Origin of the sequence: Nonomuraea sp. B19D2 (genome assembly GCF_040137845.1) — a bacterium.
In the GTDB taxonomy this organism is placed as follows: Bacteria; Actinomycetota; Actinomycetes; order Streptosporangiales; family Streptosporangiaceae; genus Nonomuraea.
In genome coordinates, this window is record NZ_JBEFAK010000058.1 from 1 (window position 1) to 12,721 (window position 12,721).

General features: G+C 66.7%; 9 protein-coding genes. 1 reads left to right on the plus strand and 8 read right to left on the minus strand.

Features of this window, described 5'->3' with window-relative positions:
• Nucleotides 1–110 precede the first annotated feature (110 nt).
• From ABN273_RS51705 to ABN273_RS51740, 8 genes are all read right to left on the minus strand, one after another.
• Complete coding sequence (locus ABN273_RS51705; RefSeq protein ID WP_349457125.1) at nt 111–1,283, minus strand: replication-associated recombination protein A; 1,173 nt, start codon at nt 1,281–1,283, stop codon at nt 111–113.
• A gap of 178 nt (nt 1,284–1,461) precedes the next feature.
• Nucleotides 1,462–1,857 carry a RidA family protein gene (locus ABN273_RS51710; protein ID WP_349457126.1) on the minus strand — a complete coding sequence of 132 codons (396 nt, stop codon included), beginning with the start codon at nt 1,855–1,857 and terminating at the stop codon, nt 1,462–1,464.
• A gap of 370 nt (nt 1,858–2,227) precedes the next feature.
• On the minus strand, nt 2,228–3,109 hold the full coding sequence (locus ABN273_RS51715; RefSeq protein WP_349457086.1) for a carbohydrate ABC transporter permease: 882 nt from the start codon (nt 3,107–3,109) through the stop codon (nt 2,228–2,230).
• On the minus strand, nt 3,109–4,041 hold the full coding sequence (locus tag ABN273_RS51720; RefSeq protein ID WP_349457087.1) for a carbohydrate ABC transporter permease: 933 nt from the start codon (nt 4,039–4,041) through the stop codon (nt 3,109–3,111). The genes ABN273_RS51715 and ABN273_RS51720 overlap by 1 nt, the downstream gene beginning before the upstream one ends.
• An 82-nt stretch (nt 4,042–4,123) precedes the next feature.
• Nucleotides 4,124–5,482 (minus strand): ABC transporter substrate-binding protein, encoded by a 1,359-nt coding sequence (locus tag ABN273_RS51725; RefSeq protein ID WP_349457088.1) that lies wholly within the window; start codon nt 5,480–5,482, stop codon nt 4,124–4,126.
• Between the two features lie 179 nt (nt 5,483–5,661).
• Nucleotides 5,662–7,785: an alpha/beta hydrolase gene (locus ABN273_RS51730; protein ID WP_349457089.1), complete on the minus strand. Its 2,124-nt coding sequence runs from the start codon at nt 7,783–7,785 to the stop codon at nt 5,662–5,664.
• A 224-nt stretch (nt 7,786–8,009) separates the two neighbouring features.
• The gene (locus tag ABN273_RS51735) at nt 8,010–8,999 is read right to left on the minus strand and encodes a LacI family DNA-binding transcriptional regulator (protein ID WP_349457090.1); all 990 of its coding nucleotides are present in this window, start codon (nt 8,997–8,999) and stop codon (nt 8,010–8,012) included.
• Nucleotides 9,000–9,232: 233 nt separating this feature from the next.
• Nucleotides 9,233–10,243 (minus strand): LacI family DNA-binding transcriptional regulator, encoded by a 1,011-nt coding sequence (locus tag ABN273_RS51740; protein ID WP_349457127.1) that lies wholly within the window; start codon nt 10,241–10,243, stop codon nt 9,233–9,235.
• Between the two features lie 774 nt (nt 10,244–11,017).
• Between ABN273_RS51740 and ABN273_RS51745 the strand changes: the two genes are divergently transcribed.
• On the plus strand, nt 11,018–12,643 hold the full coding sequence (locus tag ABN273_RS51745) for a GH39 family glycosyl hydrolase (RefSeq protein WP_349457129.1): 1,626 nt from the start codon (nt 11,018–11,020) through the stop codon (nt 12,641–12,643).
• Nucleotides 12,644–12,721: the final 78 nt, after the last annotated feature.

Genomic DNA, 12,721 nt, shown 5'->3' on the forward strand with positions numbered 1-12,721 from the left:
ACCTCATCCGCCTGGATGCCTGGTGGAACGGACACCCGCTCGACCGGACCCGCACCAGCCACCTCGCCCGCCTCGAACTGGCAGAACTCGCTCTCGCAGCCTGAGACGAGTTAACCAGCAGGATCGACGCCGTGACCGAGCCGCTTGGCCCCCCGGTTATGCGCGTGGCGCAGGTGCTTCGGCACGAGGCCGAAGCTACCGCGCTTGACGTCGGCGATGGCCGCGTCGATCGCGGTGATGACGGAGTTGGACTTGGGGGCGGTCGCGATGTAGATGGTGGCCTCGGCGAGCGGGATCCTGGCCTCGGGCAGCCCGATCAGCTGCGTCGCCTCGGCCGCCGCGACCGCGACCTGCAGCGCCTGGGGGTCGGCCATGCCCACGTCTTCAGCCGCGTGGACCATGAGTCTGCGCGCGATGAAGCGCGGATCCTCGCCCGCCTCGATCATGCGGGCGAGGTAGTGGATCGCGGCGTCGGGGTCGGAGCCGCGCAGCGACTTGATGAACGCGCTGATCACGTCGTGGTGCTCGTCGCCGTCGCGGTCGTAACGCAGCAGCGCGCGGTCGATCGAGCCCGACACGATCTCGGCCGTCACCACGGGCTTGCCCTTGCCCTCCTCCCCGTCGGCGTACGCTGCGCCGCTCTGCGCGGCGTCACCGCCCGCGAGCGCCGACGCCGCGGCGGCCTCGAGCCCCGTCAGCGCCCGCCGCGCGTCGCCCGAGGCGAGCTGCACGAGCGCGTCGAGCGCGTCGTCGGCGAGCTCGACCCCGCCACCGAGCCCGCGCGCATCCGCCACCGCCCGCCGCAGCAGCGTGCGGAGGTCGTCGTCGGTGAGCGGCTCCAGCGTCAGCAGCAGCGAGCGCGACAGCAGCGGGCTGATCACCGAGAACGACGGGTTCTCGGTCGTCGCCGCGACGAGCGTCACCCAACCGTTCTCGACGCCGGGCAGCAACGCGTCCTGCTGAGCCTTGGTGAAGCGGTGGATCTCGTCGAGGAACAGCACCGTCGAAACGCCGTAGAGATCCCGATCGCCCCGCGCCCGCTCCATGACCGTGCGCACATTTTTGATGCTCGCGGTCACCGCCGACAGCTCGACGAACTTGCGGCCGCCGGAGTGGGCGATCACCTGCGCCAGGGTGGTCTTCCCCGTGCCGGGAGGCCCCCACAGGATCACCGAGACCGCACCTCCGCCGCCCTCGGCGCCGGCGGCGAGCACCCGCAGCGGCGAGCCCTGACGCAGCAGGTGCTGCTGCCCGACCACCTCGTCGAGCGAGCGCGGGCGCATGCGAACCGCAAGCGGCGCAGCGGTGGGCGCGGCAAGGACCGAGCTGCTCACGAGGACTCGCCGTCGAAGCCGTAGACGCCGTAGACGCCGATTGTCACCATCCTGTGCACCGGGAAATCACCCACCTGTCTGCTGCTCGTGCCGCCTCCGGCAGCCCTGCGGAGGCGGCGAGATCGCATCACGCGACGGCGGTCCCCTCAAGCTCGACCATCAGGTCGGGGATCGCCAGCCGGGTCACCCCGAGCATCGTGGTGGACGGTGCCACCCCGGCGGCGCCCAACCGCGCCGCCAGCACGCCGTAGTGCTCGAAGAGCCGATCGACGTCGGTGGTGTAGACGTTGAGCCGGACGAGGTTCGCCAGGGACATGCCGGCCTCGCCGAGCACGGCCTCCAGGTTGTCGAGGCTCAGCGCCAGCTGCGCCGCCATGTCACCGGCGTGCTGGGGCTTGCCGTCACCGCTCATCGCGGTCTGCCCGGCGCAGTACAGGGTCCGGGTGTGCCCGGAGACGATCTCACCCTGGTTGTAGCCCAGCTCCACCGACCACGCCCACGGGTTGACCGCCGTTCGCTCCATCGCCACATCAGCTCCATTCGAATTGTCGACATTACGGACGTCCATCGGCTCGGCAGCCGCCATCTGCGACGTCGCGGTGATGAGCCTCCCAAACAAATCACGACATCCTGTGTCGTGTATTTCGGCAAAGTTCTCGCGTGCGCGCCGACCGGTTGGTCTCACTGGTGCTGCTGCTGCGGCAGCACGGCCGGCTGTCCGCGGCCACGCTGGCCCGCGAGCGAGCCGCGTAAGCAATCCAGAGAAATCCCAGCTCAAGCGATCTCGGTGGGAGCGGCATCCGGGTGGCCGGTACAGATGACGGTCGCCGTGCTCGGCGTTTGCTCCACCCGGACATCCGTACAGGTTGATTGTCTGGCAGACCGACCTCGCCCTATCTCAGGCCACCGACGGACAGCCCTCCGCGCCAGTGCCGCTGAAGCGTGAAGAAGGCGATGACGAGGGGAACAACCGACACCAGCGCGCCCATGATGATGAGGCTCCAGAGGGAGGTGCTGCCCGCGTTGTTCGCCGAGGCGATTCCCTGCCAGAGACCGAGTCCGACAGTGACGGGGAAGAGGCGGTTGTCGGAAAGCATGGCGAGAGGCAGGAAGTAGTTGTTCCAGGACGCCACGGCAGACAGGAGCAGCACTGTGACCACCGCGGGCCGCATCAGGGGGAATGCGACCTGGAGGAACGTTCGTACCTCACCCGCACCGTCGGCCCGCGCCGCGTCCAGGATCTCGTCGGGAACCGCGTCGCGCGCGTATACGTGCATCAGGTAGACGCCGAACGGGTTGAGCAGCGATGGAAGGATCACCGCCCAGATCGTGTTGGTCAGGCCGAACTCGGAGAACATCGTGAAGGTGGGGATTACCAGGGCCGTCGCCGGCACCATCAACGCGCCGAGCACGAGTGAGAAGCTGAAGCGCCTGGCGGCGAATCGGTACTTGGCGAATCCATAGCCGGCCAGGACGGCCAGGATCGTGGCGCCGACGCCGCCCGCGAGTGCGTACAGCGTGGAGTTGAGGATCCACCTGCCGTAGATGCCGTTGTCATAGGTGAACAGTTGCTCGAGGTTGCCGAGGTAGTCGATCCGGTCGGCGAACCACAGGGTGTTGCCGCCGCCGAACAGGCCGGGAGCATCCTTGGAGCTGTTGACGATGACCCACCAGAACGGCACGAGGAAGTACACGACCAGGAAGCCGAGGAGCACCTGCAGGGGGAGGTGGCGTTGTGGCCGGCGGCGGACGCCGGCGCGGGAACGGTCGCTCATCACAGAAAGCTCCTCCGCTTGCGGGTGAAGAACAGGAAGGCGTAGACGCCGACGAAGACGATCCCGCCGAGGGCGAAGGAGATCGCCGATCCGTAGTTGAAGTTCGCGAGTGCGAACGCCTGCTGATATGCGTACATGTTGGGGGTGAAATCCGGTCCGATCGCGCCGGCCGCAAGGGAACGCAGAATCTGCGGTTCGTTGAAGAATTGCAGGGTGCCGATAAGCGAGAAGACCAGGATCAGCAGCAGTGCGGGGGCGATCAGCGGGATTTTGATCCGGAGTGCGATCTGCCATTTGCCGGCACCGTCCATGCGGGCGGCCTCGTAGAGTGCCGGGTCGATGCCCTGGAGCGCCGCATACAGGATGATCATGTAATAGCCGGCCCACTGCCAGGTGACGACGTTGACCAGACCGTAGAAGATCAGGTTGCTGCTGAGGAAATCAGGCGGGGCGGCGCCGAACAGGCCGAAGAGATCGGAGAGCGGCCCGAAGCTCTTGCTGTACAGAAATCCCCACATGACTGCCCCGATGACCGTGGGAATCGCATAGGGGAGGAAGATCATGAGACGGGAGAAGCGGGCGAACAGAGAGGTCATGGCATCCAGAATCAGGGCCATCGCAAGAGCCACGACGATCTGCAGCGGGATGGAGACCAGCGAGAAGCGGATGACGAACCATGACCCGGAAAGAAAGCTCGGGTCGGTGAACGCCTTCACGTAATTGTCGAGGAAGACGAAGCTGGTGCCGCCGATCAGCCTTTTCTGGAAGAGGCTGAGGTACAGCGCGTACACGAGCGGAGTGATGAGCAACGCCAGGAAGACGATCCCGAATGGCCCGACGAAGAGCCACCCCATCACATGCTCACGGAGGCGCACCTTGCCGCGAATTTTGTGCGTCCTGTTTCGGGTGCTTGGCACACTCTTGTCGATCATGAGGGTCAACCTGGACTCCGGGCTGTCGATGCTGAGGGATCGCGGGTGGGTCGGCGGAGTGGAAGACGGCCCACCCTTCACGTCACTGAACGGTGAAGCCTTGCTCCTTGGCGTAGTTCGTCACGTCCTCCTGGAGCCGGTCGGCAGCCTGCGCACCGGTGACGGAGCCCTCGATGAGCGCGCTGACCTGCTTGGTCATGGCGTCGAAGTAGTACTGGCCGAACGGGCTGTAGGTGACGCCCTTGTAGGCGTTGGCCGCGGGAACGTAGACCTCCTTGTTCGCCTGCTGGCCGTCGAAGAACGCGACCTTCAAGTTCACGAACTCGGGGTCGTTGAGCGCCCTGAGGTTCAGCGGGAAGATGATCTGGTTGGTCCAGCCGTGGGTGAGCGACTCCTTGTCGGCGTAGAGGCCGTACGCCACCTTCGCCGCGAGTTCGGGGTTCTTCGCCTGGCTCGTCACGGAGAAGGCAGACCCGCCCCAGTTCACCTGCACCGGGTTGGCGGGATCCCACTGCGGGAGCGGCGCCGCCGCGAACTTGCCGGTGTCCTCGCCCTTGCCGACGCCGGCACCAGTGAGGTAGCCGGGCGCCCAGGCCGCCGAGATGTACGTCGCGTACTTACCGTTGATCACGCCGGAGATGTACTCCGGGGTGAACTGGTCCTGCGCCCCGACCAGCCCCTTCTTCGCCAGGCGCCCCCAGTAGTCGAGCACGTCCTTGGAGGCCTGGTCGTTCAGCTTGACTCCGATTGAGCTCTGCTGCGCCGGATTGTAGGTGAACGGGGCCGCGCCCTTTTGGATCTGCAGCGCCATCGTGAGCGCCGACACGTTCGCGGCGAAGTCGCCGAACGCCGGCCCACCCGCGTCCTTCATCTTCTGGGCCGCCTGCTCGTACTCGGCCCACGTCTTCGGCGGCGTGATGTCGTACTTCTCGAAGATGTCCTTCCGGTAGATCATCGCCATCGGGCCACCGTCGACCGGCACGCCATAGACCGCGTCACCGACCGAGACGTCCTTCCACGCGCCCTCGCTGTAGTCTCCCTTGACGGCGTCGAAGCCGTACTTCTTGATGTCGACGAGCGCCTTCTGGATCTGGAAGGTCGGGATCCGGTCCATCTCGATCATGATCACGTCGGGCGCGCCGGTGCCGGCCGAGATGGCCGTCTGGAACTTGTCGTACTCGTCACTGCCCTGGCCGACGTTGGTCCAGCAGACCTGCACCTCGCCGTTCTGCTTGTTGAAGTTGTCGACGACGAGCTGCATGTTGGGGTACCAGCCCCACATGGTCACGACCGGCAGATTCTTCTTGGGGATCGTGTTCGTGCAGTTGCTCGCGCCGCTGCCACTCGCGGTGTTCGCACCCCCTCCCCCGCCGGAGGAGCAGGCCGCGAGCACGGTCGCAGCGGCCAGCGCGGCCGCCGCAGAGAGCCATTTCTTGTTCATTGGCATATTTCCCCTGGGGATCGCAGCGCACGAAGGTTCATGCGCCGCCGTTGACACCGAGCGGATCGGCCGGGACGGGGCACGGGTGACGCGACCCGCGCCCCGTCCTTCGTGCCGATCCGCATATGAGCGCTGACACAGCACGCGTCCGGCGGCGAAGGCCGGGCGGACGGGCTCGCCTAGCGCTTGAACAGGCGTGGCGCCAGGTCGATGAGGTTCTTCTGCCACACGTCCCAGCCGTGCGGCCCCGGGGTGACCCCGTCGAACTCGTAACGGATACCGAGGTTGTTCAAGGTGGTCAGGGACGTCATGAACGACGGGTAGACGAAGTCCGTCTGGTCGCCGACGTACAGACGCAACAGCTTGGTGCCACTGTTGATCGCCTCCGCGTCGACGCCGGCGGCACTGCCGAACCCGGCCGAGAACGCCGCGACGTAGGCGAACCGCCCCGGGAAGGCCTTGAGCACGCCGAACGTCTGCCCGCCACCCATCGACAGGCCGGCGAGGGCCCGCTGCGAGGGGTCGTCGGAGACGTGGTAGCGGGCGCGGGCCGCCGGGACGATATTCTCCAGCAGTTCCTTGTTGAAGTCGGAGACGTTGCCGTTGCTCATCACGACCACCATCGGCACCAGGTCCCCGTCGAGGAACTGGTGGTCGAGGATCTGCTTGGCGCGTCCCATCTCCACCCAGTCCGTGTAGCTCTGGCCGCCACCGTGCTGGAGGTAGAAGACGGGGTACGGCTGCGCGCGGTGCCGGTCGTATCCCGGCGGGGTCCAGACCAGGGCGGTCCGCTCCTGGTTCGCCACGCCGCTTCGGTACGTCATGCTCTCGACCTTGCCGCCCTGACCGGCGGGAACGTCCGTGAGCAGGCGCGCCTTGTCCCCGTTGACGAGGAAGGTGCTCCAGGTCGGCTCGGAGGTCACCTTCGTCGGGTTCGACGCGTCCTTGACCGAGACCCGATCCACTATCAGCCGGTAATAGTAGAACCACGGGTCGAGCGGGCCCACGGTCGCCCGCCACCGGTCGCCCGCGCGGGACAGCGGGATGCGCAGCCAACTTCCGTTGGGCGCCCAGTTCGCCCACACCTTGACGCGCTCGGCGGCCGTGAAGCCCGTCGTGGTCTCGAAGGTGACGAAGCCGTCCGCGGTGACGAACGGCGTCGGGGTGGTGCCAGGGGCCGGCGGGGTGAACTCGCCCTTCAGCTTCCCGTGCCCGGCGCTCGGACCATGATCCGAGACCTTGCGGAACAGCCGCGGCGCGAAATCGATGAGGTTCTCCTGCCAGGCGTTCCAGTTCGCCCCGGCGTCGGGGTTGACCCCGTCGAATTCGTACGTGATCCGGGCGCGGTCCAGCGCCTTCGTCAGGCGGTAGGTCGCGTTGTACGCGGGATCCGTCACGTTGCCCGTGTACAGGCGCACCAGCTTGACGTGGCGGTTGATCGCGTTCGCGTCCACCCGCCCGACGCCATCCGCCAGGAGACCGGAGAACGAGCCGGCGTAGGCGTACTGGCCCGGGTAGGTCAGAGCAGCACGCAGTGCCTGCGTCCCGCCCTCGGCTACACCGGCGATCGCCTGGTGCGCCGGGTCGCGATGGACGCGGTAGCGGTCGGCGACCGCCTTCCGGAGATCCTGCAAACCGTCACCGTCGCTGATCACGACCACCATCGGCTCCATGGCCTTCTCGAGCGACAGGTTGTCGAAGATCTGTTTGGCCCGGCCGAGGTCGAGCCAGTCTGTGGCGCTCCCGCCGTCGCCGGACCGCAGGAACAGCACCGGGTAGGCCTTGGGGCCCTTGGCCGCGTACCCCGGAGGCGTCCATACCAGAGCCGACCGCTCCTGGTGCTTGGCCCGGTAGGTCAGGGTCTCGACCTTGCCGCCCTGCCCCTGTGGCGCGTCCGCCAGCAGGCGCGCCGCCTCGCCCGGCACGAAGAAGGTACTCCAAAGAGGCTTGGACGCCACGCCGGTGTTGTTCGTCGGATCCTTGAGACCCTTGGTGTCATCGCCGGTGACCTGGTAGGAATACAGCCCGGGCCTGAGCGGGCCGAGGACTCCTGACCAGACGTCGCCCCGGCGGGTCAGACCGAACTCCGCCCAGGTGAAAGAGGGACCGAGGTTTCCCTCGATGACGACCTGCGACACCGGGCCCACAGCGGCCTCGATGGAGGCCGCCGGAACGCTGAAGGACGCGTAGCCGCCCTCAGAGACGTTCAGCCACGGTGTGTCCGCCGCCGCCGGCCGCGGCGCGAGCAGAACTGCCGCGATCACCATCGCCCCGGCGGCGATCGCCGCTGCAAGCCGACGCACCCCCGGGGGGTGTGACCTGCCGTGATAAAGTAAAGAAGGCATGCGAAAACTCCCTTAATGGCTGGCCACGGTTGCTGCCCGACTGGCCGGCCTGTTTCATGCGGTGGATAGTTCGTGGTTGGTGTTCGCACCTCCATCCGTCGTGGGGTCAGCTTGCCCACCTGCCGTTCGTTGCCGCGAACGTCAGGTGTGATGGGACGCCGTACCCGTGGGTGGCGTCACGGTCACACAGGGCTCCTCGGTGCCGCGGTGGAGCCGCGAACCACCAGGCTGGTCGGGAGCACGATCTGGTCCGGGCCCTCCCAGTCGCCGCACACCAGCGACTTCAGCATGCGCGCGGCCTCGTACCCGAGCCGGTACATCGACTGGTCCACGGTGGTCAGCCCAGGCTCGGTCAACGCGGACTCCGGAATGTTGTCGAAGCCGACCACCGACAGGTCGCCGGGAATGCTGAGTCCCAGGTCCTTGGCGACCTCCAGGGCCTTCAGCGCCATTCCGTCGCTCGCCGCGAAGATCGCCGTCGGACGGTCCGCCCTGTCCAGCAGCCCCCGCGCGAGCGTTGCCGCGGACTCGGGATTGAAGTCGCCTCTTGCGATCAACTCCGGATCGACGGGAACATCGGCTTCGGTAAGCGTCTTCCGGTACCCCTCCTCGCGCGACCATGCGGCCGCCAGGCTGGATCGGCCCGCGATGAATCCGATACGCCGATGTCCCAGGCCGAGGAGATGCTCGACCACCGTGGTGGCACCCGCGAGGTTGTCCGCCGTCACCGACGGCGCCGTCGAGTCCCTCGCCGGATCGATGACCACAACCGGAGTACCGCTCCGCACCTCGCCCGAGGGCGTGACCACGATGCACCCGTCGGTGAGCGTGCCCGCCAGGCGGGCCAGATGCCGCCGCTCCCAGCCCTCGGAGTAGGTCCCGTAGAGATCGCTGTCGGCGTAGATGATCAGGTCGAAACCCGACTGGCTCAGCGCGTCCATGACCCCCTTGAGCACCTCGGCCGTATAGGACTGGAAGCTGTGCGTAACCAGCCCCAGGACGTTGGTACGGCTGCGCCGCAGGCTCGTCGCCACCAGACTCGACTCGTAGCCGAGCCGCTCGATGGCCGAGCGGACCTGTGCGATGGTGCTCGCGCTGACGCCGTAATGCCCGTTGACCACCCGCGACACGGTCGCGGTGGAGACGCCCGCTAAACGTGCGACATCGCTCATCGTCACCGGCGCATCGCCTCTGGCCATGCCGCCTCACAAGTTGCAATCGTTATCGGTTACGTTTGCAGCCGCAAAGGTAAGCGATGACGAATGCGGAAACAAGACCTTTTCGGCCGACCGTTCATCGGGTAGAAACGTTGGCCGCATCGCGCGGCCGAGCCGGGTGTTGCAGCGCCATGACGACGAACACCGCTGCCGTCCTGGGGATTCGCGCACTTCTGGGTGCTCCCGGATCAGCATGACGGGGCGGGGCCCGTGGAGTTGCGGACGCTGAGGGTCGTCGCCAGTTGGAGGTGCCGGGAGGCGGGCTGGACGCCGTCCGCCATGCCGAGGACGGTCTCGACGGCCATCCGGCCCATGCCGACGAGAGGCTGCCGGACGGACGTGAGCTGGGGCGTGGTCCACTGGGCCTGTGGCGTGTCGTCGAACCCGGTGACCGACAGCTCGCCGGGGACGGCGATGCCGCGTTCCTTGGCCGCAGCGAGGACCCCGACGGCGATCTCGTCGTTGCCCGCGACGATCGCGGACGGCCGCTCCTCGAGCGCGAGGATGTCATGGCCGTGCCGGAGTCCCGCCTCGACGGAGAATGCTTCGTGGCGGATCAGTGCTCGGTCCGGCGTGACGCCGGCCGAGTCGAGCGCGGCCTGGTACCCGTGGAAGCGTTCCAGCGAGGGGGCAGAGCCCAGCGGGCCGCCGATCCAGGCGATCCTGCGGTGGCCGAGCTTGATGACGTGCTCGGTTGCCGAGCGACCCCCCGCCCAGTTGGTGGAGCCGATGCTGACGAGACGCGATTCGGTCGTGTCGATCGGATCGATCGTCACGATGGGCACCTCGAGATCCTCCGCGGCGAGGAGCACCGAGTCGGGCACGGCGACGGCGAGCGCGATGACACCGACGACACCGGATGCCTTCTGCTCCTCCATCCAGGCACGGGCCGCCGTGCGGCTCGTGCTGATCGGCTTGTCGGGCGGCAGGCGAAGGAGGAGCTCGGCCTGAGCGGAGGTCGCGGCCACGAGGATCCCCTGGAGCACCGTTCCGGCATAACGGGACTCCACGATGTCGAGCACAGTGACCAAAGTGCGATCCCTGGTTCGCTCATGTCGCACCGCCGTCGGCATGTAGCCGATCTCGGCCATGGCTTCGAGGACAACCTCACGCGTGGCCGCCCCCACATCGCTGCGCCCGTTGAGGACCTTCGAGGCGGTCGCCGGCGAGACGCCAGCCAGTCGGGCGACGTCCGCCAAGGTGGCTCGCTCGGAACGACCTCGCCGTCGCATCAGGCTCCCTTCGGGTCTACGAAATTATTTCGAAACCTACCACGAACCCTTCTCACCATGGTCTCGCTCGTCGGCTGGTTGACACTGGACAGATCCGACATCTACTGTCCTCGCAACACCGAACAAGTTGCGAAATTCTTTCGTAACCAGCTCAGGATGAGAGGAGAGACCCATGCGGCTCTCCCAGAAGATCGGGCTTGTTCCGGGGTACTCGTGCCGATGCTCGAGCTGAACGCATGTTCTGGCAGCGGCCGCACAACCGGCGGTGACGAGCAGGTGAAGGTCACGGTCTGGAGCTGGGACGGCACCGTCGAACGGGCCGTTCCTGGCTTTCAGGCCGCAAACCCGAACATCAAGGTCGAGGTCGTCAACGCGGGCTCGTCCCAGGACGAGTACAAGGCGCTCGACAACACCATCCAGGCACGCGACCAAGTCGCAGGCCGACTTCGTGTCGTCGTTCGGGCTCGCCCCCGGCCGCGAGTTCGCCCTTCGGGACAACTTGACTTCACCGGCAAGCGGGTGTTCCTTCTCGTCGTGCTGGGGTCGACCTCGGTCCCAGGCATCGCCCTGGCGATCCCGCAGTTCCTGCTGTTCGCGCAGCTCGGCATGACCGACACCCCGTGGGCGGTCCTCATCCGGTCCTTCATCAACTGGCAGTCAGGCCTGTCGCTGGGCGCCGTCAAGGGCTTGAACTGGCGCACCTTTTCCCTTTTGAACGATTTCGTGAAGAACAGTGAGGCCATGAAGAGCGAGACCCGATACTTGATCGACGGTGAGCCGCGTGATGAGAGTGTGCTCCGGCACGTCTGGAGCAGATGCATCGGCGCCGGACGGGCGAACGAAGCACTGCGCGCGGACTGGCAACAGCAATTCGCCGAGGCTGTCGCCGCATGCGGATTCCAGTACGTCCGCTTTCACGGCATCTTTCATGACGACATGTTCGTGTACCGGAAGAGCTACGGCGGCGGTTTCGGCCCGAACACGCCCCTTGCCGCGCCCGTGTACACATTCAGCTATGTGGACAAGGTGTTCGACTTCCTTGTGGACTGCGGGGTCCGTCCCTTCGTCGAGCTGGGCTTCATGCCGCGCGAGCTGGCGACGCAGACCGAGACCGTGTTCTGGTGGGGCGCTCACTGCAGCCCGCCCAAGGACATGGCGCGCTGGGTCGAGCTGGTCACGAGATCGGTCGAGCACTGGATAGACCGGTACGGGCTCGACGAGGTGCGGGAATGGCGCTTCGAGGTGTGGAACGAGCCGAATCTGGTCCCCCACTTCTGGACCGGCACGAAAACCGAGTACTTCGAGCTCTACGAGCAGACTGTCCGGGCGATCAAGAAGATCGATCCCGCCCTGAAGGTGGGCGGGCCCGCGACGAGCGTCTTCGTACCCGATGACCGCTACAAGGGCGAGACCGAGGACCGCTCCGCGACGCTCGCAACGGCTGTCGCAACCGACGTGGACGCGCTCGACTGGCGCCCGGTCTGGATCGAGGACTTCATCGCCTGGTGCGGGGAGCGCGAGCTCCCGATCGACTTCATCTCGACCCACCTGTACCCCACCGACTTCGCGTACGGCGCCGACGGCGAGGCCGTGCACATCACCCGGTACGCCGATGCCACGTTCGACGACCTGACCCTGCTGCTGAAACTCGTGAAGAACAGCGCGTATCCCGATGCGGAGATCCACATCACGGAGTGGTCGACGTCGCCGTCGGCCCGCGACTTCATCCACGACACGCCGTTCGCGGCGACCTCTATCACGCGGTCGTATCTGAAGTGCGCCACCCTCGCCGATTCGATCTCCTACTGGACCTTTACGGACGTGTTCGAGGAGGGAGGCGCCGGGATCGGGCCGTTCCACGGCGGGTTCGGGCTGGTGAACGAGGGCGGCATCCACAAACCCACGTTCCACGCGTTCACGATGCTGGAACGACTCGGCGACCGGCTGCTCCTCGCGACGTCCGACGGGGTCGTGACCCGTGACAGCCGGACCTCGGCCGTGTCGGCGGTGTTCTACAACTACCCCGAGGACATGGCCATGAGGGGTGTCGGCTCGGCGAACTCGTACCCGGCGGCACGCGCGCTGGCCGAGCTGGGGCAGAGCCGCAGGATCCATCACGCGATCGGCGGGCTGGAGCCTGGCACGACGTTCCTCGTCGAGATCGTGGACTGGGAGCACGGGAACGCTACCGAAGCCTGGTACCGACTCGGATCCCCCCTCAATCTGTCAAAGGGACAGAGCGAGTACCTGAGCAGAGTCGCCGACTCGCTGCTCAGGTTCACGCTGACCGTGCCCGACGACGGCGTGCTCGATCTCGACGTCGAACTCGCGCCCTGGGCGGTGATGTCGCTGCAGCAGTCGGCTTGACCGCACCGCCGACTACGCTCCGATGATCGCGACCAGAGCACCGGCGGCCACTTCCGCCGCCAGAGTCAATCGAATGAT